Source organism: Pseudomonas profundi, assembly GCF_008638305.1.
Taxonomy (GTDB): domain Bacteria; phylum Pseudomonadota; class Gammaproteobacteria; order Pseudomonadales; family Pseudomonadaceae; genus Halopseudomonas; species Halopseudomonas profundi.
Genome location: NZ_VTPZ01000008.1, coordinates 90,168 through 116,065, shown reverse-complemented (window position 1 = coordinate 116,065; position 25,898 = coordinate 90,168). Strand labels below are relative to the sequence as shown.

Genomic DNA, 25,898 nt, shown 5'->3' with positions numbered 1-25,898 from the left:
ATGACGCCATGCGGCGTTGCGAGACTTGGCAAGGGAACAACCATTACCTGCGTCCCGCGCCTTGCCTGGCGTCATTTGACACAGCAACGCGGCTCGCGATGAAACGGGAACAGATCCTAGGACATCCATCATCTAACAGGGCCTAACAACTGATGAGTGCCAATGCCGCTTCGCCAATCACCCTCGAGTCTCCTTTTACCACCCTGCCGGAGCTGATTGCCCAACACGGACGTGACCGCTCGGAACAGACGGCGCTGATCCAGGATGATCGCCGCGTTACATACGGGGAGCTGGATCGGTTGGCGAGCCGCGTGGCCGCGTCTCTGCAGCGTGACGGCCTTGAGCCAGGCGACAGCATTGCGATCTGTTCCAGCAATTCGATCAACTACGCCATCCTGTTTGTCGGCGCACTGCGTGCTGGCGTAATCGTAGCCCCGCTAGCGCCCTCCTCGACGCCGGAAAGCCTACTGATCATGCTCAAGGATTCCGCTGCGAAACTGTTCTTCGTCGATCAACATACCGACCGAGAGCTGAGCGGGGTCCAGGAGCGGATAACGCAGCCCTTGTTCACTCTGGACGATAGCCGGCCCGCAGAGGGATTTTCCGAATGGCTGACTGACGCTGCGCCGAAGCCGGTAACGCTCTTCCCCGAGATGCCGTTCAATATCATCTACTCGTCCGGCACCACCGGCGAGCCCAAGGGCATCGTGCAATCGCATGGCATGCGGTGGTCGCACATCCAGCGCGGCCTGGCGTTTGGTTACGGCGCGGATTGCGTCACACTGATGTCGACCCCGCTGTATTCCAACACCACGCTGGTCTCCTTTTTACCGACGCTAGGCCTGGGCGGCACGCTGGTATTGATGAGCAAGTTCGACGCCAAGAAGTATCTTGAGCTTGCCGCCGAACACCACGCCACTCACAGCATGCTGGTGCCGGTGCAATACCAGCGCATCATGGCGCGGGAAGACTTCGATCAGTACGACCTGTCCAGTTTCCAGATGAAGTTCAGCACCAGCGCGCCCTTTCATGCCGAGCTCAAGGCCGATATTCTCCAGCGCTGGCCCGGTGGGCTTCTGGAGTTCTACGGTATGACCGAAGGCGGTGGCTCCTGCATGCTCGCCGCACACGCGCATCCCGACAAGCTCGCCACTGTCGGCAAACCACTGGATGGCCACGACATGCGCGTGATCGACGAAGAGGGCAACGAACTGCCCCGTGGCGAAATCGGCGAGGTGGTGGGGCATTCGGTCGCGATGATGACCGCCTACCTCAACAAACCGGAGAAGACCGCCGAAGCAGAGTGGTATGACAGTACCGGCAAGCGCTTCATCCGCACCGGCGATGTCGGCCGTTTCGATGAAGACGGTTTCCTGACACTGATGGACCGCCGTAAGGACATGATCATCAGCGGTGGTTTCAACATCTATCCGAGCGACCTGGAGGCCGAGCTGCGCAAGCATCCGGACCTGCAGGAAGTGACGGTTATCGGCGTGCAGTCGCGCAGCTGGGGCGAAACCCCGGTGGGTTACGCGGTACTCAAACCGGGCGCAACCACAGCTGCCGAAGACATTGTGCAGTGGTTCAATGAGCAGGTGGGCAAGACCCAGCGACTGAACCGCCTGATACTTACTGATGAGCTGCCACGCAGCGCCATCGGCAAAGTGCTCAAGCGAGAGCTACGCGATAGCTTCCAGGCAACCCATGGTGAGCTGGACTGACGCCCGGAATTGCTACTGAGCCACGTGTCCGGCGAAGACAAGAAATTTTGTCCTCGGCGGGCCTTGCGGGTATCCTCTAGCGCCTCTGGTCTGACATGGTGTGACTTTCGCCCCTGGTCAGCAGTCTGAGCTTACGCTGGCGGATGCCTCACACAATTATTACCGCCAAGCCGAATCATTAGCGCCCCACCTTTGGGGATGAGCAGGAGCTTCTATGTCTAGACAAAACGCGTACAGCCGGGAAGAGCTGCTACAGTGCAGCCGCGGTGAACTATTCGGCCCCGGAAACGCGCAATTGCCCGCCCCGAACATGTTGATGATCGACCGGATCGTTCACATCAGCGAGACCGGCGGCCGCTTTGGCAAGGGTGAAATCGTTGCCGAGCTGGATATCCATCCTGACCTGTGGTTCTTCGCCTGCCACTTCGAAGGCGATCCGGTAATGCCCGGATGTCTGGGTCTGGATGCGATGTGGCAATTGGTTGGCTTCCACCTTGGCTGGTTGGGCTTTGAGGGCCGCGGTCGCGCACTCGGCTCCGGCGAGGTGAAGTTCTTCGGCCAGGTCCTGCCGACCGCGAAGAAGGTTACCTATACTATTCATATCAAGCGCACCATCAATCGCTCCCTGACACTCGGCATTGCCGATGGCAGCATGGCTGTTGACGGTCGCGAGATCTATACCGCCGAAGGTCTGCGGGTAGGTCTGTTTACTTCTACTGACAGTTTCTGAGGATTATCACTATGCGACGCGTCGTGATTACCGGTATGGGTATCGTTTCCTGCCTTGGCCAGGATGTCGAAACCGTGGCTGCCAGCCTTAAAGAAGGCAAGCCGGGCATTACCTTCAACCCTGAATACAAGGAAATGGGCCTGCGTAGCCAGGTCTCCGGCAGCATAAAGATCGATCTGGATGCCGCCATTGATCGCAAGATCAAGCGCTTCATGGGTGATGCTGCGGCCTTCGCTTATATCTCCATGCAACAGGCGATTGCCGATGCGGGTCTTTCCGAAGAACAGGTCAGCAACGTCCGCACCGGCCTGGTTGCCGGTAGCGGTGGTGCTTCCACGCTGAACCAGATGGAATCGGTGGACCTGCTGCGTGAGAAAGGCGTGAAGAAGATCGGGCCGTACCGTGTGCCGCGCACCATGAGCAGCACTGTGTCCGCCTGTCTGGCCACCCCCTTCAAGATCAAGGGCGTCAACTACTCGCTGTCCTCGGCTTGCGCCACCAGTGCCCACTGTATCGGCCATGCCGCAGAGCTGATCCAGCTCGGCAAGCAGGACGTGATGTTCGCCGGCGGCGGTGAAGAAGAGCATTGGTCGCAATCGATGCTGTTCGATGCCATGGGCGCTCTGTCCACCCAGTACAACGACACGCCGGAAAAAGCGTCGCGTGCCTATGACAACAAGCGTGACGGTTTCGTTATCGCTGGCGGCGGCGGCATGGTTGTCGTCGAAGAGCTGGAGCACGCTCTGGCCCGCGGCGCCAAGATCTACGCCGAAGTCGTCGGCTATGGCGCGACTTCTGACGGCTACGACATGGTCGCTCCCAGCGGTGAAGGCGCGGTGCGCTGCATGCAGCAGGCGCTGGCAACCGTCGATGGCAATATCGAGTACCTGAACACCCACGGCACCTCCACTCCAGTCGGCGACGTTGCCGAACTGAAGGCGATCCGCGAAGTGTTCGGCGACAAGGCTCCCAAGATCAGCTCGACCAAGAGCCTGTCCGGCCACTCGCTGGGCGCTGCCGGCGTACAGGAAGCCATCTACTGCATGCTGATGCTGCGCGATAACTTCCTTGCCGCCTCGGCGAATATCGATGAGCTGGATGAAAACGCCGGTGATCTGCCGATTCTGCGTGAGCGTCTGGATCAGGCGGTGGATCTGGTCATGTCCAACAGCTTCGGCTTCGGCGGCACCAACGCTACGCTGATTCTCAAGCGCTGGGCCAACGCCTGATCCTTTTGCGGGCGGATTCTCTGCCCGCAAGAATCGCGTGAAGACTAACGCCGTTATCCTCCGGGATAACGGCGTTTTCGTATGCACTTTTCGCCGGGTTGTAGCGCGCCTGCGCTACGAAAACCTCATCCTCATAGTCCTACTGGAGGCAGGTCGACCCTGGGGTTGTAGTGCGCCTGCGCTACGACAAGACTGATCCGTGCCCGGCTAATCTGCCACAACAGAACCGACTCGTCTGGACCACAGTGAATCGAACCGCCATGCTATGGTCCGGTCAGATACACAGGTGCTGTAATCCCGAGCATCGCCCCGGTCGCACGCTTATCCACGGAGCCCCATGAACCAGCAAGCTGATATTCGCCGCCTGTTACCCTCAGTCGATCAGATCCTCGCCTGGCCGCTTATTCACCAACTGCAGCAAAACCATGGCCAGCCACTGGTCAAACAGGCGGTGATAGAAGAACTGGATCAGTTACGTCAGAACCATTGCCCGTGCGAGCCGGACCAACTCGCCGCAGCAGTCGAGAACCACCTGCTGCGACTGCTAAGCCCTTCCCTGCGCAAGGTGTACAACCTGACCGGTACCGTGTTGCATACCAACCTGGGACGCGCGCCTTTGCCGGAAGAAGCTGTCCAGGCGATGTGTGACGTCGCGCGCGGCGCCAGCAATCTCGAGTTCGACCTTGAGAAAGGCAAGCGCGGCGATCGTGACAGTCACGTAGAAGCCTGGCTATGTCGCTTGACCGGCGCCGAAGCCGCCACGGTGGTGAACAATAACGCCGCCGCGGTTCTATTGATGCTCAATACCCTGGCGCGCGGTAAGGAAGTCATCGTATCCCGGGGTGAACTGGTCGAGATCGGCGGTGCCTTCCGCGTGCCTGACATCATGCAGCGAGCCCAGTGCAAACTGCGCGAAGTGGGCACCACCAACCGCACCCACCTGAAAGACTATAACGAGGCTGCCAACGCCCGGACCGGGCTGATGATGACGGTGCACACCAGCAACTATGTCATCCAGGGCTTCACCGCGAGCGTACCCGAAGCGCAGTTGGCGCAAGCCGCACATGCCCATGGTATGCCCTACGCGGTAGATCTTGGCAGCGGCAGCCTGGTCGATCTTCGTCGCTGGGGTCTGCCCTACGAGCCAACGCCGATGGACAGTCTGGCAAATGGCGCGGATCTGGTGTCATTCAGTGGCGACAAACTGCTCGGCGGCCCGCAGGCCGGCATAATCGTTGGCAAACGGGCGCTGATCGACAAATTGAAAAAGAATGCACTCAAGCGCGCGCTGCGTTGCGACAAGGTAACCCTGGCAGCACTTGAGGCTGTCCTGCGCATCTACGCCAACCCCGAGCAACTGGCTAGCCGGCTGCCAAGCCTGCGCTGGTTGAGCCGGTCGCAAGCAGAAATCGCCGAACAGGCCGAACGGTTAATGCCCGCCATGCAGAATTGGGCAGATACCCTGTTCAGCGTGACTTCGGAGCCGGTTATGGGTCAGATCGGCAGCGGCGCCCTGCCCGTCGAACAACTACCCAGCCAGGCATTGGTACTGACACCGAACGCATCCAAACGCAGCGCAAATCGCAGCCTGCAGTCGGCTCAGAAGGCACTGAGGGAGCTCCCGGTACCCGTCATCGGGCGAATTAACGACGGGCGTCTGATTCTGGATTTGCGATGCCTTGACGAAGAGTCGGAGCTGATAAACCAACTGCGCAAATCCTGACGCATTGGACCGGGCGCCTATCCGGGCGGCCAGCGGTCACAAAGTAGCCAACTGTGATTGACCTTTGCACTCACAGGATGTCTATTGGTTATACCGCCTGCCGCAGCAACGCACTCGCCGCATCCGACCAACGTACGCACCGTCGCATGGGAGCTCCGTCGATGAATTATCCTCGAATTGCCCGGCTGTTATGCCTGCCACCGCTGATCGTTGGCCTGATCATGGGGAGCCAGGTCAACGCTGATGGCGGGCACTATCGAGCCGCTCCACCCCGAGCCGATAGTTATGGTGACACGCATTACCGGACGCCAGGCCACTATCGTCCCGCCCCTTCTGTGCAAGTGCAATCCGGCGGTTATCGGCTGTATTTCAGTTCCGGTGACTCGCGCCCCGGACTCAGCCCAGGCTACGGAAATGAGAGGCATGAAAGAAACCGGCAACATCGCTCCGAGCAGCATTACCGTTCCAGGGACAGGGCACAGGAATATCGCCGGCAGCGCCCGCAGCAGCACAATCCCCATGCGCAGCCGGGCAACCCGCGGGCAGGCGAGAACCGGCTGGGCTCTGGCAATTCGCAGATGCGCAGACCGCCGCAGATGCAAGATCCCGGTCCGCTTCGTAACCGTCAGCCTGAACGTCGCTACCGCTAAACATGCGCGAGGCCGGGCCATTCAGCGCCTCTGCACTAGTTTGCCAGCGCCGCCTGTGCTTTCTTCACCGTAGCGCGCTGTGCCAGGCGCGCCATCACCAGCGATCCTATACCGCATGTCGCCATGACTGCTGTCATGGGCACCGCCGTACCATCGTGCAGGATGCCGACCAGCGCTGAGGTGATACCTGCGATGACAAACTGCATGGTTCCCATCAGCGCCGATGCCACGCCTGCCTGGTGCCCCTGCCCCGCCATGGCTTCGGCAGAGGAATTGGGCAACACCAGCGCGATGACCGCGACACTGCCGAACAGCGGCAGCAAAAAAGGCCATAAAGACATAGGTTGGTAGATGGCGACGGTCAGTAACAGCACATTGCACACCGCAAAAAACAACGTCGTAAAGCGCAACAGCTTCATTGGCGGATGGCGACGCAGGAACCAGCTATTGATCTGCGCGAACAGGATGAATCCTGACGCGTTTATCGCGAAAAACCAGCCGAAATGCGCGGCTGAGATGCCGTAGAGTTCGATTATCAAAAACGGCGACCCGGCAATATAAGCGAACATTCCAGCCATAGCGATGCCGCCGGTGAGTGCATGAAACATGAACAACGGTTCACCCAGCAGCCGGCGATAGCGCCCCAGAGCGCTCGACAGCGCAGGCGGCGTCACGGTCGGTGGCAGCGTCTCCTTCAGGCCAAAAAACACTGCAAAAGAAAATACCGCCGAGAACAATGTCAGAAACAGGAAGATCCAGGTCCAGTTCCCCAGCGCCAGCAACCACCCGCCGGCAAGCGGCGCCAGAATAGGCGCAACCCCCATCACCAGCATCAACTGTGAGAACGCCTTGGCGGCTTCGATCGGCTCACATAAATCGCGCACCACCGCCCTGTTCACCACTATGCCGGCGCAACCGCCAAGCGCCTGAGCGAAGCGCGCAACAATCAACCACTCAAGCGTGGGCGCCAGAGCACAGGCCAACGACGCGGCGCAGAATAGTCCAATACCGAACAGCAATGGCTTGCGACGACCAAAACGGTCTGCGATCGGGCCGTAGAACAGTTGTCCAAGCGCCAGCCCGAGAAAGTAGGCGGAAAGACTCAGCTGTATGTGCTCGCTGTCCGTCGCGAATGCTTCGGCCATTGCCGGAAAGGCAGGCAGGTACAGGTCTATGGCGAGTGGGCCAAAGGCACTCAAACCACCCAGGATGAGAAGAATCTTTAACGGCATAGGGTATTCCGGAGACGGGTCCCGACCGATGCGTAGCCGGAACCAAAACGATCATGATGACAGAAACAATTGCTGCATGCCTGCAACAGACCATTGCACTGATGATTCCGGACCTGATCAGGCCATGCCTTTCAACTTGGCGACGGGCCTCGCCAACAAATCCGCGGTACCCCGTTATCGACAGGTTTCGATTCAAGGTAGCATAGCGATCCCACTTTCGACCGGAGCCCTCATGTCGAGCTCTAACCAGCACGAGACACTAGGCTTCGCTCTGCGCTGCATCGCCCCCTATCGTTGGCGGGTCGCAGGCGCTTTGCTCGCATTGGTATTCACCGCCGGGATCACGCTCTCGCTCGGCCAGGGGCTTCGTCTGATGGTCGACCAGGGATTCGTGACCGGTTCGCCTGAACTGCTCAATCAGAGTGTGGGCGTGTTTCTGCTAATGGTCGTGGCGCTGGCGATCGGGACCTATGCCCGCTTTTATCTGGTGTCCTGGATTGGCGAGCGGGTCGTGGCGGATATTCGCCAGCGGGTTTTCGATCATGTCATCGATCTGCATCCCGGTTTCTTCGAGACCAATCGAGGATTGGAGATTCAATCGCGCCTTACCGCCGATACCACCGTCCTTCAGTCCGTGATCGGTTCGACTCTGTCCATTGCTCTGCGGAATGGGTTGATGCTGATCGGCGGCATCGTCCTGCTGGCGGTGACCAACCCGAAACTCACCAGTATTGTCATGCTGGCCGTTCCACTGATTGTTGCACCGATCATCTATTTCGGTCGACGCGTGCGCAGGCTTTCACGCCTGAGCCAGGACCGTGTGGCCGATGTCGGCAGTTATGTCGGCGAAGTGCTCGGCCAGATCAAGACAGTCCAGTCCTACAACCACCAGGCGCAGGATCGGGCGCGTTTCAGCACCGTCGTCGAACAGGCCTTTGAGGTATCCAGAAGCCGCATCCGCCAGCGCGCCTGGCTGACGTCCATAGTAATAGTGCTGGTACTTGGCGCAATCGGGATGATGATCTGGGTCGGCGGTCTGGATGTGATTGCCGGCAGGATCAGCCTTGGCGAACTGGCTGCCTTCCTGTTCTACAGCCTTATCGTGGGGCTTGCGGCCGGTGCGCTTAGCGAGGTCATTGGCGAGTTGCAACGGGCCGCGGGGGCCGGCGCGCGTATAGTCGAGCTGCTCCGTACCGAACAGGAAATCAGCGCACCGAAGACCGGTTTGGTGCAACTACCGGAAAGGCTTTCGCAGGGCATCGCCTTCGACCAGGTGAGTTTCAGCTATTCCACGCGCCCGGATGTGCCGGTAATCAGCGACTTCTCCCTGGATATACGCATTGGAGAAACCCTGGCTCTGGTTGGTCCTTCAGGTGCCGGAAAGTCGACACTGTTTGACCTGCTGCTGCGTTTTTTCGATGTCACCGGAGGCCGCATCACCATCGATGGCCGCGATATCCGCGCTCTCGAGCCAGCACAGCTGCGTGCCTGCTTCGCCCTGGTGTCGCAGAACCCGGCACTGTTCTATGGCAGCGTAGCCGACAACATTCGTTACGGGCGCCCGGAAGCGGACTCGTCAGCCATTGAGGCTGCTGCCCGCGCCGCGCACGCCGATGAGTTCATCGCGGACATGCCCAACGGCTATGAGACGCAACTCGGTGATGCCGGATTAGGTCTGTCGGGTGGGCAGAAGCAGCGCCTGGCCATCGCCCGTGCGCTGTTGACCGATGCCCCCATTTTGCTGCTCGACGAAGCGACCAGTGCGCTGGATGCGCGCAGTGAATATCTTATTCAGCAGGCCATGCCCAGACTGACCCATGGCCGCACTACCATCGTCATTGCCCACCGTCTGGCAACGGTGAAGAATGCAGATCGCATTGCGGTAATCGATAAAGGGTGCCTGGTAGCGCTAGGTACGCACGAGGAGCTGGTAAGGCATAACGGCCTCTATGCACGCTTGGCCGAACTGCAATTTGGCACCGCGACAATTTGACAGGATTCATTTAGGGTCTGTTGCCGTTTCATCGCGGCCGCGACGGAGGTCCGTTTGGTGCAGAACAAGGCGCGAGGAGTGAAATTTGGTTGTTCCAAATGAGCGACGAGTAACGCAGTGCTGCGCTAAACGGGCCCCGTCCCTTCGGGTGGGGCCGCCTAGGTTGCGCGTCAAATGACGCCATGCGGCGTTGCGGGACTTGGCAAGGGAACAACCATTACCTGCATCCCGCGCCTTGCGGATCGCCGCCCGGCCTGGCGCCATTTGATACAGCAACGCGGCTCGCGATGAAACGGCAACAGACCCTAAAACGCGGGCCATGAGCGGCCCGCGCCCCAGGTGGTCAACTGAAATCAGTCAAGCGACTGGAAGAACGCCGCGCTTTCGCTCGCAGCAAAGCCAGGCCATTCGTGGTTTCTTGAGTTAGGCTGCTCTGCCAGGCTGTACTCACACCAGCGCACCGGATATCCGGTGTCACAGTTGGTGTATTCCACACAACCATTCTCAAGCTGACGCGTCTCCTCGCCACACATGTTCGCATCCAGCCAGTACTGTTTCTGGGCCAGCCCATCTGTGAACGGAATGAGTTTGTCCTGCGGATCGTGGGCGGCCCAGGCCGCAGCGCGGCCGACGCACTCCGAAGCGCTCTTCTGCGGCGGCGCCGAAGCGACGGCCGAGAATGCGCGAACCACATCGCCCCGCTCACAGGCCAGGCGAGAAGCGAACAAACCGCCCATACTCATGCCCATGGTAAATACCCGGTTCTCATCCACACAGGCTTCGCCGCGCAGTTCTTCATACATCGCATCGAAGAAGGCCACATCCCGCGAGCCAACCGTCTCCCAGCTCCTACGCTCGGGATACTCCGCAGCGCTGGGAACCGGCATACCCTGCGGGTGGACCACTATTGCAGCCTCGCCCATGGTTTCGACTACACCGTTTGTCGCTTTGTAGTTCTTGCCTTTTTCCTTGAGTTCGTCTCCGCGTCCGTGGAAGCTGAATACCACCGGGTAGGCTTTCTCCGGATCGTAGCCAGCCGGAAGATCAAGAATATAGCGCCGGTCGTCACCGCCCACTGCAATAGTCCGGCTACCGGCTTGCGGGGCTGGTCCGCCGCAGCCTATGGACGGTGCTGCAGGCGTGGGTCCTGCGGTCGGCGGTGGTGGCGGTTCGGCTATCGGATCATCAGCCGGTGGCGGATCTACCGGGTCAGCTGGAGCAGGATCGCCAGTAACCGGCGGCTCAGTGCCAGGGTCTGTGCCTGGCTCCGTGCCAGGATTGCCGGCGTCTGGCTCAGGTTCGGTAATGACATCAGGCGCGGTTTCATAATCGTCATCGTCGTCTCCGCTGCTACAACCCGTCGCCAGAATCGCCAGCGCCACACAGTACAGCAATTTATATTTGGTCATCGTGTCCCCCTTATAGTCACCCGGAACATTCCGGTGGTCAGCGGCAGACGTGAAGCAGACTGCACGAAAGGAAACACCACGTTTTCAACAAACATTTTCCCTACTACGACTTACCCTCACGCTCAAGCCACAAGCGTCAGCCGAGTCTGACGGCTGACCCACCGAGAAGTGCAGTCCAGACCGCTCGGCTTGTGATGGACTTCAACTTCAACGCACTGTTTTTCGCCGAACGGATGCTGTGAAAAAGCCACTAAAGCCGCTATCAGAGGTACGGAAAAACAGGTACTTCTGACGGAATACCGGATAGCTAGCATTTGCGGGAGGGAATATTGATATGCGAAAGCGGGCCGGTTAACCCGCTTTCCAATGGCCGATCAGTCAAGCGCAAGAAAGAAGTCGGCGGCCTCGCGAGGAGCGAAACTCGGCCATTCGTGGTGGCTTGAATAGGGCTTGTCTGCCTGGCTGTATTGACACCAGCGCACCGGATAGCCCGCGTCGCAGTTGGTATATTCAACACAGCCGTTACTCAACTGGCGGGTTTCCTCGCCGCAGAAATTTGCGTCCAGCCAGTAATCCCGGAGCGCCAATCCATCGCTTGTGTAGTCAATCAGCTCATCCTGGGGATCATGGGCTGTCCAGGCGGCGGCGCGTCCGACGCACTCGGTGGCGCTTTTCAACGGCGGCCCGGCGGCAGCCGAAGCAAACGCCCGCACCACGTCACCCCGTTCGCAGGCCAGCCGGGCCGCGAAGAAACCGCCCATGCTCATACCGGTGGTGAATACGCGGCTTTGATCGACGCAGGCTTCGCTGGTCAGTTGATCGTACAGGTCGTCGAAGAAGGCGATGTCGCGATCGCCGGTACGCTCCCAGCTGTCCCGCTCCGGTTCAACCGGTGCGCCCGGATCGGGCACCCCCTGAGGATGGATCAGTATCACTGCATCGCCCATGGTCTCCCGCAAATCACTGCTGGTGCGAAAATCACTTGCCGTCCGCCCTCGACCATGGAAGCTGAATACCAGCGGATAGGCTTTGTCGGCATCGTAGCCGGTCGGGAGATCGAGAATGTATTGTCTGGTGCCACCTGTGACGGCGATGCTCCTGTTGCCTGTTTCTGGAACGGGTCCGCCGCAGCCGATTGAGAGCGTGGGCTGCGAGACCCCGCCGCCTGGCGGTGGGTTGTCCCCAGGATCCTCGGCAGGTGGCTCATCGATGGGCGGTGGATCTGTGGCGGGGGGTTCGTCTATGGGCGGCTCGCTTGTTGGCGGCTCTTCTACCGGTGTCCCTGGGTCTTCTGGGGGTGTATCGGGCGGCGCATCAGAGCCACCTCCGCCTCCCCCGCCGCAGCCCGTCGTCATTACTGCAAGTGCCATCCAGCACGCCAGATTCATCTTCGTCATCGTGTTTCCTTTTTCCGTGTCCAGCCGGATACCTATCCGGCGTCAGCAGCTGGCATGAAGCAGATTGCACGAAAGGAAACACGACGTTTTAGCAAACATTTTCCTGGAACGACTTGCCACAACGCTCTCGCTACAAGCGTAGCGCTAGGACGCCATGCAGTTCGAAAAGTGCCGTTGCGCAGACAACAGTTTGCGAACCGCTCGTCACTTGGAGAACGTTGTTTCAACCGCCAGGCGAAGCTGTTCCATCGCCCGTTGCAGGTTGGCTCGACGGGTGCCGATATTCAGACGCATGAAGCCGCTGCCGCCGTCGCCAAAGCTGATTCCGGGGTTGAGCCCCAGCCCGGCCTGCTTGATAAAAAAGGCCTTGAGTCCAGCATCGCTCAACCCCAGGCCACGGCAGTCAAGCCAGAGCAGGTAGGTGCCTTCCGGTTCGATCAGGCTGATGCGGGGTATGTGTTCGCGCAAATAATCACTGACGAAACGGTGGTTGTCCTGCAGATACTTCAGCAACGCATCCAGCCACGGACCGCCGGATCGATAGGCTGCTTCGAACGCAGTCAGGCTGAACGGATTGGCCTGTTCCATGTGCAAAGTTTCGAAGACCTGCTTGAGTGCTTGGCGGTGATCCGGGTCGGGAACCACCAGCGCTGAGAGACCGAGTCCGGGCACATTGAACGTCTTGCTCGGCGCGACCGCCGTGATTATGTGATCGTCCGCCTGCGCGACATTCCCCAGCATCAGATGACGCTTGCCGGGAAGTACCAGATCGCAATGAATATCGTCGGACAGCAGGATCAAGTCATGACGCCGCGCAATCTCCAGCACTGCGCGCAGCTCATGTTCCTCCCAGACGCGCCCGACAGGGTTATGCGGTGAGCAGAGAATCAACATGCGCGCGCCCTGCGCCGCACATTGATCGAGGTGCTCCAGATCCATCTGATAGCGACCGTTTTCCAGGCGCAGCGGATTGTCAATCAGGCGGCGTCCGGTCTTGTTAACCGAGCTGAAGAACGGCGGATACACCGGAGACTGAACGATAATGCCCTCGTCCGGATTGGCAAAAGCCATGATTGCCGCGTGAATGGAGGGCACGACACCGGGCACCATGAGTATCCAGTCACGTTCGATGTGCCAGTCGTGCCGGGTAGCAAACCAGTCAATCATTGACTGATACAGACTGTCGGGGAACAGGCTGTAACCGTAAACCGGATGCTCCGCGCGTTCGACCAACGCGCTGGTCACCGCTTCGGGTGCTGCGAAATCCATATCGGCCACCCATAACGGCATCACATCCTCGCCGCCAAAGACCACTCTCCGCGCATCGTATTTTACGGACTGGGTCCCCTCGCGGCGGATGTCCCGGTCAAAATCAAAACTCATATTCCGTACTCCCTTGCTTGTTGTCAGAAGGCGCGGCACCAACGGGGAATGCAATGACCGCGACACCCGTCCACCCGTTGCGGTCCCCTTGCTTTATAGCTGCCCTGTTTGGGGTCTGCCTGCAGCGCCCCCATTCAGGCTCACCACCCCCCGAAAGGCAAGTGCCTGTGGCCTGACACCCCCCGGTCTGAGAGCCTGTTCCATACACCCGGCCGCTCCGTCTCAGCCCGCATGAACGCGCTTCTGCAGCCAGGGTTGCATAGCCCCATTAACCTGCCTACGCTGGAACAAGGGTTTGTTGATCCAAGGCGAGCCAGCAGCCCTTGCGTTCCAATGACGCATTTATAAATCAGGAGGCTTGATGTCACTTTCCCGCTTGAATTCACCACGCTTGTTTCGCCAGCAATGTTACATAGGCGGGAACTGGGTAGACGCCCAGAACGAAGCCCGTATCAACGTGGACAACCCCGCCACTGGCGAGGATCTCGGCAGCATTCCGTCGCTAAGCGCAGCGGAGATCGAATCAACGATTGATACCGCCCAGGCAGCCTTTGATTCCTGGAAGCGTACTACCGCGCAAGAGCGCGCCAATTTGCTGATGCGCTGGTATCAGCTGATGCTCGATCATCAGGAGGATATCGCCACCCTGATGACCATGGAACAGGGCAAGCCGCTGGTCGAATCCCGTGGCGAAGTAGCCTATGCCGCGTCCTTCGTGCGCTGGTTCGCCGAAGAAGCACCCCGCATGTACGGCGAAACCATCCCCGGTGCCAAACCTGGCCAGCACATTATCGTCAACCGCCAACCGGTAGGTGTTACCGCAGCCATCACGCCCTGGAACTTCCCGGCAGCGATGATCACCCGCAAGGCCGGCGCGGCTCTGGCAGCCGGCTGCAGCATGATCGTCAAGCCTTCAGAAGCAACACCTTATACGGCACTGGCACTGGCTGAGCTGGCCCACGAAGCCGGCATCCCGCCGGGCGTGTTCAACATCGTTACCGGCGATTCAAAAATGATCGGTAAGGTGCTGACCAGCAGCCCGATCGTACGCAAGCTCAGTTTCACCGGGTCCACCGGCGTCGGCAGTCAGTTGATGGCGCAATGCGCCGAACATATCCAGAAGGTCTCGCTCGAACTGGGCGGCAACGCCCCCTTCATCGTCTTCGATGACGCGGACCTGGAGCGTGCCGTGGAAGGCGCGATGATCTGCAAGTTCCGTAACACCGGCCAGACCTGCGTCTGCGCCAACCGTTTTCTGGTCCAGCGCAGCGTACATGAGAAATTCGCCTCGCTGCTGGCCAAGGCGATGGGCGAGTTGAAGCTCGGCAACGGCCTGGAGGATGGCGTCACCCAGGCGCCCCTGATCAACCGCGCTGCGGCAGAAAAGGTACAGCAGCATTATCAGGACGCCATCGGCAAGGGTGCCACTCACCTCTACGGACCGACACCCGGTAGCGATAAAGGCAGCTTCGTGCATCCGGTGCTTATTTCCGACGTGTCGACAGATATGCAGGTCTGTCACGAAGAGACCTTCGGACCGCTAGCCGCGATCATGACCTTCGAGACCGAAGAAGAAGCCATCAGGATCGCCAACGACACGCCCTACGGCCTGGCCGCCTATTTTTACAGCCGTGACATCCACCGCTGCTGGCGGGTTGCCGATGCACTCGAAGCGGGCATCGTCGGCGTCAATGAAGGCGCCATTTCCAATCCCATGGCACCTTTCGGCGGCGTCAAGGCTTCGGGCCTCGGTCGCGAAGGGTCACGTCATGGCCTCGAGGAATATACCGAGCTGAAGTACATCTGCATGGGCACGGAGTAATCCTATGACCGAGCAATCCGATATCCGCATCGCTCTGATGCCGGGAGACGGTATTGGCCCGGAGGTCATGGATGCCGCCGAAGCGGTACTGGAGGTACTGCGTGAAAGCTATTCGCTGCCGCTGAACTGGGATCGGCTCGACTGGCCAAGCACCACCTGGCACAAGGAATACGGCGAGATGATGCCGGCCAATGCGCTGCGCCGCGTATGCATTTACGACGCACTGTTGATGGGCGCGTTGGGCGACCCCGGCCCGGTCAGCGACTCGGAGCGTTACAAGCTGTCCGACAGTATTTCGCTCGCGCCGCTTTTGACCTTCCGCAAGGGGCTCGATCTCTGGGCCTGCGAGCGGCCGGCGCGGCTGCTGCCAGGTGCACCACGGTATCTGGCTGATCCACGCGCGGCGGATGTCGACATGCTGGTCATCCGTGAAAACAGCGAGGGTGAATACGTCAACCAGGGTGGCCGGCTGAACAAGGGCACGCCGTTCGAGGTGGCGACTCAGCTGGAAGTATTCACTCACCGTGGCACCGAACGGCTGATCCGGCATGCCTTCCTGCGCGCCGAACAGCGCATGGCGCAACGAGGTGAAACGCAGCAATTTTACTGTGCAGAAAAAGGCAGCGCGCCAGCGCAGGTGTGTCTGATCACCAAGCGCAACGCGCAGCCGACCTGGGGCGAGCTGTATACCGAGGTGTTTGCCGAGGTGGCAAAGGAGTTTCCGCATATCGGCATCCACCATCAGCTGGTCGATGCCGCCTGCATGAAATTCGTGCAGAGCCCCTGGGAGTTCGACGTGGTTGTTGCCAGCAACCTGCACGGGGACATTCTGACTGATCTGGCCGCCGTGCTGTCGGGCGGTCTGGGGCTCGCGCCCTCCTGCAACATCAATCCGGATAGTCGCGAGCTACCGGCGCTGTTTGAACCAACCCATGGTAGCGCGCCGGATATTGCAGGCCAGGACAAAGCTAATCCGGCCGCCATGCTGTTGACCACCGCCATGATGCTTGAATGGCTGGGATTCACCGATCCCGCAGACGTCCTGCGTCACGCCGTTGCGCAGGATCTGCAGGCCGCCGGCGATCAACCCCGAAGTTGCCAGGCAATTACCGCTGGTGTGATCGAACGCCTCAATCGCTGAGCAGTTGAACTAACCGCGACGGGAACACCGTCGCTACCGCTTCACCGGGACCCAGGCCCCGTCCACCCGACAGGAGTCTCTTTATGAGTCACTTATCACCCTTGTTGAAGCAATCCAGCCGAGTCTGCGCTGACCATGGCCAAGGCAGCTGGCTATATGACACCGACGGCAAAGCCTACCTCGACTTTACCTCCGGAATCGGCGTTAACAGCACCGGGCATTGCCACCCGACGGTCGTCGCGGCCGCGCAGGAGCAGGTCGGCAAGATGATCCATGCGCAATACACTACCGTTACCCATCGCCCGATGCTGGAGCTGACCGACCGGCTGGTTGAAAAGATGCCCGCTGGCCTCGACTCGATCGCCTTGAGCAACTCCGGTTCCGAGGCAGTGGAGACGGCCATGCGCCTGGCGCGGCACGCTACGCGCCGCGCGAATATCATCGTCTTCAACGGCGGCTTTCATGGCCGCACCATGGGCGCCGCCTCGCTGACGACCTCCGGCACCAAAGTGCGTACCGGCTTCCACCCGATGATGGCTGGCGTAGTCGTCGCGCCCTACCCGCACAGTTGGCGTTATGGCTGGAGTGAGGAACAGACCACCGAGTTTTGCCTGCGCGAGCTGGACCATATCCTCAAAACCCAGACCGCTCCTGACGACACAGCTGCCATTCTGATCGAGCCGGTACAGGGTGAATATGGTTACTATCCGGCCAATACCGCCTTCATGCAAGGGCTGGCTGAACGCTGCAAACAACACGGCATCCTGCTGATCTGCGATGAGATCCAGGCCGGTTATGGACGCACCGGCAAGTTCTGGAGCCATCAGCACTTCGATGTCCAGCCGGATATTCTGATCACAGCGAAGGGCCTGGCCAGCGGCTTTCCGCTCTCTGCCATTGCTGCCTCGGCGGAGCTGATGGCCAAGGGCGCGCCTGGCTCCCAGGGCGGTACTTACGGCGCCAACGCGGTGTCCTGCGCGGCGGCCCTGGCCACACTCAAGGTGATTGAGCAGGAAAACCTGATCGAAAACGCTGCCGCTCGCGGAACGGAATTGTGGGATCAGCTGCATGCGTTGCAAAGTGACTATCCAATCATCTCCACCATTCGCGGCAAAGGACTGATGTTGGGTATGGAGATCGGCAAGGGGCCGAATCAACCGATGCCGGATGTCGCCCTACGCCTGACCGAGGCGGCAGAAGCCCAGGGCTTGCTGTTGTTGCGCTGCGGTATTGACGGCCAGATTGTGCGCTGGTTACCGCCGCTGGTGGTGACAGCCGAGGAAATCACCGACGCGGTGGGTCGTTTCGCCAGGGCGCTGGCCGAGGTCCAGCCATGACCGAGGTGTTGGTACTGGTCGCGCCCGGCGACGACATTTTGCCGGGGCTTGCAACACTGCCAAGTGAGGTCCGGGTGCGCACGGTCAGCGAAGAGTCCGAACTGCGGGAAGCACTGACGGATACTGATGTGCTGCTGGTAACCGACTTTCGCACCGGCCTGCTTGAGCGCTGCTGGCCGGATGAGCACCGTATCAGCTGGGTTCACGCGGCCAGCGCCGGGGTTGATGCACTGATGTTCCCCGCGCTGATAGAGAGTGACACTCAGATAAGCAACGCCCGCGGTGTGTTTGACCGCGGGATAGCGGAATATGTGCTGGGCGCTGTGCTCATGTTCGCCAAGGACACCCTGGGCAATCTGTCGCTGCAACGCCAACACAGATGGCAACACCGTGACACCGAGATGATTGCCGGGAAACATGCATTGATTATCGGTGCCGGCTCGATTGGTGGCGAGGTGGCAACACTGCTCTCGGCAGTGGGTCTGAGAGTCACTGGTACCGCGCGCAGCAGCCGTGACGATCCGCGCTTCGATTCGGTAGTCAGCAACAATCAGCTTTTTGAATGGCTGCCGCAGGCAGATTACGTGGTGATCACTGCACCCTTGACCGACGACACACAAGGTTTGTTCGACCATCGCGCCTTCCAGGCCATGCAGCCGCACGCGCGGCTGATCAATGTCGGGCGCGGCGCTATTGTCATCACCGATGATCTGCTCACCGCTTTGCGAGAAGGTGAGATTGCAGGCGCAGCGCTGGACGTGTTCGAACAGGAGCCCTTACCGCAAGACCACCCTCTCTGGGACATGCCCAACGTGATGATATCGGCGCATATGGCCGGTGATTTCATCGGTTGGCAACAGGCACTCGGCGAGCAGTTTGTCGCCAATTTCAATCGCTGGCAAAAAGGAGAGGCTCTTTTCAACCAGGTGAAAAAGAGCTGATACGGCAAAGGCTGGCTGCAATCGTGCGGCTACGCCCCATCCGTCGAAGGACGTGTTTTTTCGTGTAGAGCAAGACGACGGGAGAAACAATCATGTCCAAAGACATACTGCAGCTGACCGCTGTTGAACTGCTTGCGCGCTACCGGGACAAGAGCCTGTCGCCAGTAGAAGCCGCCAGCGCCATGCTCGATCAGATCGAGCGGGTGGATACCCATACCAACGGCTTCTGCCTGGTGGATCGGGACACAACACTGGACCTGGCCAGTGAATCCGAACAGCGCTACCAGAACGGGGAAACCCGTGGCCTGCTTGATGGCGTGCCGGTGGCGGTAAAGGATGTATTTCTTACCCCGATGTGGCCCACGGTCAAAGGCTCGAAAACCGTCGACCCGGCCAGCACCCTGAACAAGTCCGCGCCCGCCACGGCCGCGCTGTCGCGCCACGGTTATGTGCCAATCGGTAAAACCACCACACCGGAGATGGGCTGGAAAGGCGTGACGGATAACCCGATCGATGGTGTCACCAATAACCCGTGGAATGCAGAAAAAACCGCGGGCGGCTCCAGTGGTGGCAGCGGCGTGGCGGTGGCGCTGGGCATGGCGCCTCTGGCCCTGGGAACCGACGCTGGCGGCTCGATCCGGATTCCGGCGGGATTTTGCGGCATCGTCGGTCTCAAGCCCTCCTTTGGTGAAGTACCTCATTGGCCGGCCAGCCCGTTCGGCACCCTCGCCCACGCCGGCCCGATGACCTGGACGGTAGAAGACTGCGCGCTGATGATGACCGTGCTCACCGAAGCCGACCACCGCGACACCAATGCCGTACCGCGTCGCAATATCGACTATCTGGCCAAGCTTAAAAACGGGGTCAAAGGCCTGAAAATCGGCTTTAGCCCCAACCTGGGTTATGTCGACGTGGATCCGGAAATCGAGACCGCTATCGCCGAGGCGGCGAAAGTGTTCGAACAGCTTGGCGCGGAAGTCATTCGGGTGGATCCTGGATTCAGCGACCCGCTGGCAGCATTCGGACATCTGTTCTACGGCGGCGCAGCGAATGCCATGCGCGACCTGGGTCCGAAAAAGCGCGAGCAAATGGACCCGCAACTGGTAGCCGTCGCGGAGAAAGCCTCTCGCCTGAGCATGCTGGAGTACTTGGGCGCGGTAAACGAGTCCATGGCGCTGCGCGAGCGCATGGCGAATTTTCATCAGAAATACGATCTGCTGCTGACGCCTACTCTGCCCTTGACGGCCTTCGATACGGGTCGGGAGGTGCCTGTGGACTGGCCCAGCACGCGATGGCCCACCTGGACGCCCTTTACCTACCCGTTCAACATGACCGGCCAACCAGGACTCGCCGTACCCTGCGGCTTCGACAGCAACCAGATGCCGATCAGCCTGCAGTTGATTGGCGCGCGCTTCAATGACGCGTTGGTATTGCAAGCCGGATACGCCTATCAGCAGGCCGCGCCGCTGACTGACCGCCGTCCCCCGTTATTCAGCGCCTAGGCGCCAAGGAGGTCATCATGCCCCTAAGCAACATGGACATCGAGCTGTACGAATCCGAAGATCCTATCTGGAACCCGGCGCTGTTGACCATACCCATCCCCGGCATACGCCGTATGGTCAACATGGCTGCGGGAATGAAGGATGTCATTCATCTGTCGATCGGTCAGCCCGACCTGCCGACGCCCAGCCATGTTATTGATGCCACCATCGAGGCACTACGTGCCGGACAGACTGGCTACACCATGGATGCCGGCCTTCCCGAGCTGCTCGAATCACTGGCGCTGTACTACAGCGACCGATACCAGCGCAAACTGACCTCGGAGAACATCCTGGTCACGACGGGGGCAACGGAAGCTATCTATCTGGCCTTGACGGCGGTCTCGGCTCCCGGCCGTCATTTCATCGTGCCAGACCCGGCCTTCACGCTGTATGCCCCGCTCATTCGCATGAATGGTGGCGAAGTTACAGAGGTGCGCACCCGCGTCGAAAACAATCATCAACTCGATCCTCAGGAGGTGATCGATGCGATAGAGCCTCATACCTATGCCATCGTGCTCAACTCACCGAGCAACCCGACGGGGACCGTTTATCCCAAGGAAACGCTTGAAGCGATTCTGGAGGAAGCGGCCTATCGCGACATTCAGGTGATCAGCGACGAGGTTTATGATCATCTTATTTATGATGGCAAGGAATACCCCTCGGTGCTGTCCTGCACCAGCGATATCGACAATGTCATGGTCATGAGCAGTTTCTCGAAAACCTACAGCATGCCCGGCATGCGTATCGGATGGATGATTGCCAGCCAGGCGGCGATCAAGAAACTGCGGCGCTATCACATGTTCACCACGACGGTTGCCAATACGCCCTGCCAGTGGGCCGGCGTTGCGGCGCTGCATGGCGACAACGCCTTCATCGACCATATGCGTTCGGAATACACAGTGCGCCGCGACCGGCTGGTCGAACTGGTGGAGCAGACGCCTTTTCTCACAGGTTACAAGCCCGAAGGAGCCTTCTATCTGTTCCCCTCGCTGCCCGAGGGAGTCAACGGCACCAACGTCGCGTTGCGCCTACTCAAGGAAACGGGGGTCTGCACCATTCCCGGCGAAACCTTCGGCAGCCATTGCAGCAATGCCATTCGGCTGAGCTATTCCACTTCGGTGGAAAATATCGAAAAAGCCTTTGAACGCATCATTCCCTGGATGGAAAAGCAGGATTTCGGATAGAGGCCGGTCTATCGCGGGCGTTTTTGCCGGAGGCTAAACGCCCGCGATAGTCGTGTCGCCGGGCGAGTGGTCCCGGCCACTCCTGTCGAAAACAAACCGATCTATGCTGTTCGGGTGCGTAACCTAATCGCAGATCTAGCCCATGCCCGTTCCCGCCCTTGTTGATCGTCTGTACCGCACCCACTCGCGCCGCGTCCTGGCGACGCTCATTCGTCTGCTCGGCGACTTCGAGCTGGCCGAAGAATCCATGCATGACGCTTTCGCTGCCGCGCTACAGCAGTGGCCTGTCCAGGGCATTCCGGTAAACCCCACCGCCTGGCTGATCGGCACCGGGCGCCACAAGGGTATCGATCAGATCCGCCGCAGACAGACCGCCAGCCACCATATCCAGCAGCAGATCGAACTTGCCGAGATTCCCGCGCACGCCTTTGATGACCGCAGCGTTGATGATGATCGGCTACGGCTGATCTTTACCTGCTGCCACCCCAGTCTGGCAATGGAAACCCGGTTGGCCTTGACGTTGCGGGAGATGTGCGGTCTGACCACCGAGCAGGTCGCACGCGGCCTCCTGCAGCAACCCGCAACCGTCGCGCAACGCATAGTGCGGGCCAAGCGCAAGATCCGTGATGCGGCGATCCCCTATGAAGTGCCTGAGGGCAAGGCGTTGGCCGAGCGCTTGCACAGCGTATTACGCGTCGTCTATCTGGTATTCAACGAAGGGTATTCCAGCAGTGAAGGCGAAACCGTGACCAAGGTCAGTCTGACTGACGAAGCAATCCGTCTCGGCCAGCTACTGAGTTCGGTGCTGCCGCAGGCCGAGGTCTACGGGCTGCTGGCATTGATGCTGCTGCAAGACTCCCGCCGAGCCGCCCGACAATGCCCGGACGGCGATTTGATCACCCTTGAGCAGCAAGATCGGAGTCTCTGGGATAACCGAAAAATCCAGGAAGGGTTGCAATGCCTCGATGCAGCGATGCAGCTGCCGCAACCCAGGCTCTACAGCGTGCAGGCCGCCATTGCCGCAGAGCACGCCCGTGCTGCCAGCGCAGCGGAAACCGACTGGCACGAGATCGTGGAATTGTACGATGTACTTATCCGCCTCGATCCCTCCCCGGTGATCGCGCTGAACCGAGCCGTCGCCATGGCGATGCGCGACGGCCCCGAAGTTGGCCTGACTCAGTTGGCACAACTGGCTGGTAGCCTCGAGCTGCGACATTACTATCTGTTTCACGCGGCCAGGGCGGATCTGTTTCGGCGGGCCGGCCAGACCGCTGCGGCACGCGAGGCCTATCAGCAGGCTATCGCCCTGACCCGTCAGGATCCTGAGCGCCGCTTACTGCAACGCAGGCTATCAGGTCTGCGGGAATAAATTGATGCCTGGCTGTCGATTTCGGTCATCCCGTCACGACTATTCATGCAACCGACAGCTTTGCTGATCAACCGACGGAGGGGACCATGAAATTCATGCTTATACGCAGGGCCGATACCCAGACCGAACAGGGAGTCATGCCCTCGGACGCCATGCTCAACGCCATGGCTGAGTACAACGAAACGATGCAACGCGCAGGCGTGTTTCTGACCGGCGACGGCCTTACGCCAAGCTCTGAAGGCTACCGGATCAATTTTATCGACGGCACGCCAGAAGTGACGCAGGGCCCGTTCGCCCAAAACGAGGTGCTTGCTGGCTACAGTATGTTGCAGGTCGACGCAGCCGAAGAAGCCATCGAGTGGGCCAAACAGTGGCCGGTGATGGATGGCAACGGCAATGTTGCGCTGGAGCTACGACGCTACTACGAGCTGGAGGACTTCGCCCCTGGCGCAGCGTTGGATCGCCATACGCAGCTTGAGCAGCAGCGCAGCAAACGCCCCCAGAGCCTGAGCGTATATCTGGGGTATGACGGGAATTGCCGTGAAGCTTTCACTTTTTATGCTGACACCCTGGGCGGCGATGTTGAAGCCATGCTTACCTACGGCGAAACGCCCATGGCCGCCGATTTCCCTGTGGAGAGCCATGAACTCATCGCCCACGCGCAAATGCGCATCGGCCGTTATCTGATCATGGGTGGTGACATGGCCGGCGACAGCTGCGGGCAGGCACTTGGCGGCTCGACGATAGCGCTCGAATATAGCGATACGGGCCAGGGCCGGCGGATTTTCGACCAACTGGCCGAAGGCGGCTCCGTGCAAATGCCCTTCGACAAGACCTTCTGGGTCGAGGGTTTCGGCATGCTGACTGACCGCTACGGCGTTGGCTGGATGCTCAATTGCGGTCTGACTGATCAGCCCACCCGAGCTGGACCGAACCTAGGGAGGGTATAACCATGAAATATGTTGCTCTGGTGTATTTGCAGGAGAGTCTGATCAACGCCATGACGGAAAAGGAATGGCATGACCTCAATCAGGAGTGCGTCGGCTGCGTCGAAAAACTCACCAACCAGGGCAAGTACCAGGCTGGTGAGGCACTGCAACCCACAACAGACGCCACCACCATCCGCGTCCGGGACGGCGAAACGGTGATCTCCGATGGTCCCTTCGCCGAGACCAAGGAGCAACTCGCAGGCTTCTATCTACTCGACGCCCGCGACCTGAACGAAGCGCTACAACTGGCCAGCCACATCCCGCCAGCACGTCTTGGTAGCGTCGAAGTCAGGCCGGTGCGTGAGTTACCGCCAAAGGATCCTTAAACAAGCTGGAAGCTGGAAGCTGGAAGCTGGAAAATGTGGGCCGGGGTGTGAGGAGTCTTCAACTTTTTTGTCTGGTTTTTTGGTCCAAGTGTAGTCCGCTACAACCTGAAGTCTCAACCCAGACACCTCGCCGCCTTCGTGGGAGCGTTGCCCTCGGCGCGACGGCGGCCGAAGGACGCCCCGGAGTTTGATTCACTGTCCTAACCGCCAGCGTCGCCCCGAGGCAGACCTCCCACCGAAAAAGATCAGACTGACCGCGCGCAATGGAGGGCCAGGTTCCCTCCTGGCCAGCTTACTAGCCGGCGATAATGCTGGTCGAGATGGAACTCAACGCTCCATTGCGCGCGGGCTTGTTCATACATCGTGTTAGCGGGCGGCGATGCTAAATCCCCCCCCTACAACTCCACAATCGGCTCAAATCCCCCATAGATCATCCGTTTGCCATCGAACGGCATCGGGTTTACATCGGGTTGCACGCGGGGGTCGGCCATGACTTTCTCCATACCTTCATCCCGGGCCGCTTTGGATGGCCAGGTAATCCAGGAAAAGATCACCGTTTCGTCTTCCTTGCATTTCACGGCCATCGGAAAGGAGGTGGTTTCCCCCGGCGGCACATCATCGCCCCAGCATTCCACGAAGCTGATAGCGCCATATTCCTTGAATACGTGGCCCGCGGATTCGGCGTGTTTACGGTAGGCTTCCTTGTTGGCGGTCGGCACTGCGGCTACGAAGCCATCGACATAAGGCATGACAATATCCTCGTTATTTCGAGAGTCATCCGGAATGAATGACCTACCACAGTAGTCGGGCACAAGGTCGGCAAATCGACAAATGCTCAACCTGCCCGGTGAAAAATGATTGTCCCGAGGAAAATCAGAGCGCCAGCCAAGCCGAGGTTGGGGGGCAGGCTCTCGCCGAGTATCAGAACCGCGATCAGCGTGCCTACCAGTGCAGCCACCAGGCCAATCTGGCTGAGATAAACGGGGCCTGCGATGCGTTGCAGGACGAAGAAGAAAAAATACACCACGGCAAATACCGCTGTTTCCGCGAGCAAAAGCATCACAACCCGTGCCGAACCGAAGAGCTCGCCCAAGCGACCGGCTTCATTCGTCAGCGCGAAGGGCGACAATGCCACCGCGCCGCCGAGCATCATCACGGACGCCAGAAATACGGGTGCGGCGTTCTGCGGCCAGCGCCAGGTGCGGTAGATGTTGCCGACTGCCAGTACAACCGGCATCAGCATTACCAGCACTGCCCAGCCGAGTGCGCCGTCCGCATCGCTGCCTTTTGACAGCGCCAGCACTACCCCGCCCACCAGCCCAAGCAAGACGCCAGCGAGACGGAGCACGCGTAGCGGCTCCATGCGCAAGGTTACGGCCAACAGCCAGGTCACCAACACCGGAAACGCCAGACTCAGCGCTACAAAGCCGGCCCCTACGTGACGCACGGAGAGGAAGGAAACGGCATTGGGTATCGCGAACAGAACACCCGACACCACGGCATATTCGAGGGTGCGCCGGTTAACCGGCATGGGCTGCCCGCGTGCTGCCGTGAGCCCTGAAAGAATCAGCGCGGCGCCGACCAGGGCCGTCATCAGAAAGCTCAGACGCGGCGCACCAGCTTCATCAGCCAACTTGGCGATGACCAATGACAGTGCAAGAAAACTGCCTACCAGTAACAGACACCCCAAAGCATAAATGCCGACCCGTTTTGACTGGATACTTCGCTCTGCCACCTCGTTCATGTCTTCCCCATCAGCTGATTGTGTTTGCCACAGCTAT

Annotated in this window: 21 protein-coding genes; 15 read left to right on the top strand and 6 right to left on the bottom strand. The window is 59.7% G+C overall.

The features are described 5' to 3' along the window. Window positions 1-152 precede the first annotated feature (152 nt). The 5 genes from FZE95_RS12280 (at window position 153) to FZE95_RS12260 (ending at window position 6,053) form a co-directional block, all read left to right on the top strand. Window positions 153-1,721, top strand: coding sequence for a class I adenylate-forming enzyme family protein (locus FZE95_RS12280; protein ID WP_150301161.1), 1,569 nt, complete (start codon window positions 153-155; stop codon window positions 1,719-1,721). Between the two features lie 214 nt (window positions 1,722-1,935). Continuing rightward, window positions 1,936-2,451, top strand: a complete 516-nt coding sequence (fabA, locus tag FZE95_RS12275) for a 3-hydroxyacyl-[acyl-carrier-protein] dehydratase FabA (protein ID WP_150301160.1) — start codon at window positions 1,936-1,938, stop codon at window positions 2,449-2,451. Between the two features lie 11 nt (window positions 2,452-2,462). Then, on the top strand, window positions 2,463-3,680 hold the full coding sequence (gene fabB, locus FZE95_RS12270) for a beta-ketoacyl-ACP synthase I (protein WP_150301159.1): 1,218 nt from the start codon (window positions 2,463-2,465) through the stop codon (window positions 3,678-3,680). Window positions 3,681-4,017: 337 nt separating this feature from the next. Then, window positions 4,018-5,403, top strand: a complete 1,386-nt coding sequence (gene selA, locus FZE95_RS12265) for an L-seryl-tRNA(Sec) selenium transferase (RefSeq protein ID WP_150301158.1) — start codon at window positions 4,018-4,020, stop codon at window positions 5,401-5,403. 161 nt (window positions 5,404-5,564) lie between these two features. Then, window positions 5,565-6,053 carry a hypothetical protein gene (locus FZE95_RS12260; RefSeq protein ID WP_150301157.1) on the top strand — a complete coding sequence of 163 codons (489 nt, stop codon included), beginning with the start codon at window positions 5,565-5,567 and terminating at the stop codon, window positions 6,051-6,053. A 35-nt stretch (window positions 6,054-6,088) separates the two neighbouring features. On the opposite strand, the gene FZE95_RS12255 is transcribed toward FZE95_RS12260, so the two are convergent. Continuing rightward, a complete protein-coding gene (locus FZE95_RS12255) occupies window positions 6,089-7,285 on the bottom strand; it encodes a multidrug effflux MFS transporter (protein ID WP_150301156.1) in 1,197 nt (398 codons plus the stop codon). A 232-nt stretch (window positions 7,286-7,517) separates the two neighbouring features. Between FZE95_RS12255 and FZE95_RS12250 the strand changes: the two genes are divergently transcribed. Further along, the gene (locus FZE95_RS12250) at window positions 7,518-9,278 is read left to right on the top strand and encodes an ABC transporter transmembrane domain-containing protein (protein ID WP_150301155.1); all 1,761 of its coding nucleotides are present in this window, start codon (window positions 7,518-7,520) and stop codon (window positions 9,276-9,278) included. 353 nt (window positions 9,279-9,631) lie between these two features. Here the strand turns inward: FZE95_RS12250 and FZE95_RS12245 are convergent, their stop codons facing one another. The 3 genes from FZE95_RS12245 to FZE95_RS12235 all read right to left on the bottom strand — a co-directional run bounded on the left by FZE95_RS12245 (window position 9,632) and on the right by FZE95_RS12235 (window position 13,467). Then, the gene (locus FZE95_RS12245; RefSeq protein ID WP_150301154.1) at window positions 9,632-10,687 is read right to left on the bottom strand and encodes an alpha/beta hydrolase family esterase; all 1,056 of its coding nucleotides are present in this window, start codon (window positions 10,685-10,687) and stop codon (window positions 9,632-9,634) included. A gap of 374 nt (window positions 10,688-11,061) precedes the next feature. After that, complete coding sequence (locus tag FZE95_RS12240; protein WP_150301153.1) at window positions 11,062-12,084, bottom strand: alpha/beta hydrolase family esterase; 1,023 nt, start codon at window positions 12,082-12,084, stop codon at window positions 11,062-11,064. Window positions 12,085-12,288: 204 nt separating this feature from the next. Further along, a complete protein-coding gene (locus FZE95_RS12235) occupies window positions 12,289-13,467 on the bottom strand; it encodes a MalY/PatB family protein (protein ID WP_150301152.1) in 1,179 nt (392 codons plus the stop codon). Between the two features lie 361 nt (window positions 13,468-13,828). Here FZE95_RS12235 and FZE95_RS12230 point away from each other — a divergent pair, with 361 nt between their 5' ends. The 9 genes from FZE95_RS12230 to FZE95_RS12190 all read left to right on the top strand — a co-directional run bounded on the left by FZE95_RS12230 (window position 13,829) and on the right by FZE95_RS12190 (window position 24,117). After that, complete coding sequence (locus FZE95_RS12230; protein WP_150301151.1) at window positions 13,829-15,289, top strand: NAD-dependent succinate-semialdehyde dehydrogenase; 1,461 nt, start codon at window positions 13,829-13,831, stop codon at window positions 15,287-15,289. A gap of 4 nt (window positions 15,290-15,293) precedes the next feature. Next, the gene (locus FZE95_RS12225; RefSeq protein ID WP_150301150.1) at window positions 15,294-16,430 is read left to right on the top strand and encodes an isocitrate/isopropylmalate dehydrogenase family protein; all 1,137 of its coding nucleotides are present in this window, start codon (window positions 15,294-15,296) and stop codon (window positions 16,428-16,430) included. A gap of 83 nt (window positions 16,431-16,513) precedes the next feature. Then, window positions 16,514-17,767, top strand: a complete 1,254-nt coding sequence (locus FZE95_RS12220) for an aspartate aminotransferase family protein (protein WP_150301149.1) — start codon at window positions 16,514-16,516, stop codon at window positions 17,765-17,767. Continuing rightward, complete coding sequence (locus FZE95_RS12215; RefSeq protein ID WP_150301148.1) at window positions 17,764-18,708, top strand: D-2-hydroxyacid dehydrogenase; 945 nt, start codon at window positions 17,764-17,766, stop codon at window positions 18,706-18,708. The genes FZE95_RS12220 and FZE95_RS12215 overlap by 4 nt, the downstream gene beginning before the upstream one ends. Window positions 18,709-18,800: 92 nt before the next feature. Continuing rightward, complete coding sequence (locus FZE95_RS12210) at window positions 18,801-20,210, top strand: amidase (protein ID WP_150301147.1); 1,410 nt, start codon at window positions 18,801-18,803, stop codon at window positions 20,208-20,210. A 17-nt stretch (window positions 20,211-20,227) separates the two neighbouring features. Continuing rightward, window positions 20,228-21,433, top strand: a complete 1,206-nt coding sequence (locus tag FZE95_RS12205) for a pyridoxal phosphate-dependent aminotransferase (protein WP_150301146.1) — start codon at window positions 20,228-20,230, stop codon at window positions 21,431-21,433. 142 nt (window positions 21,434-21,575) lie between these two features. Next, window positions 21,576-22,802, top strand: a complete 1,227-nt coding sequence (locus FZE95_RS12200) for an RNA polymerase sigma factor (RefSeq protein ID WP_150301145.1) — start codon at window positions 21,576-21,578, stop codon at window positions 22,800-22,802. Window positions 22,803-22,888: 86 nt separating this feature from the next. Next, the gene (locus FZE95_RS12195; RefSeq protein WP_150301144.1) at window positions 22,889-23,752 is read left to right on the top strand and encodes a YciI family protein; all 864 of its coding nucleotides are present in this window, start codon (window positions 22,889-22,891) and stop codon (window positions 23,750-23,752) included. Between the two features lie 2 nt (window positions 23,753-23,754). Next, window positions 23,755-24,117: a YciI family protein gene (locus tag FZE95_RS12190; RefSeq protein ID WP_150301143.1), complete on the top strand. Its 363-nt coding sequence runs from the start codon at window positions 23,755-23,757 to the stop codon at window positions 24,115-24,117. Between the two features lie 395 nt (window positions 24,118-24,512). Here the strand turns inward: FZE95_RS12190 and FZE95_RS12185 are convergent, their stop codons facing one another. Together FZE95_RS12185 and FZE95_RS12180 are read right to left on the bottom strand one after the other, a co-directional pair. Then, window positions 24,513-24,866, bottom strand: coding sequence for a DUF1428 domain-containing protein (locus FZE95_RS12185; RefSeq protein WP_150301142.1), 354 nt, complete (start codon window positions 24,864-24,866; stop codon window positions 24,513-24,515). Window positions 24,867-24,952: 86 nt separating this feature from the next. Next, on the bottom strand, window positions 24,953-25,861 hold the full coding sequence (locus FZE95_RS12180) for a DMT family transporter (RefSeq protein WP_150301141.1): 909 nt from the start codon (window positions 25,859-25,861) through the stop codon (window positions 24,953-24,955). Window positions 25,862-25,898 lie beyond the last annotated feature (37 nt).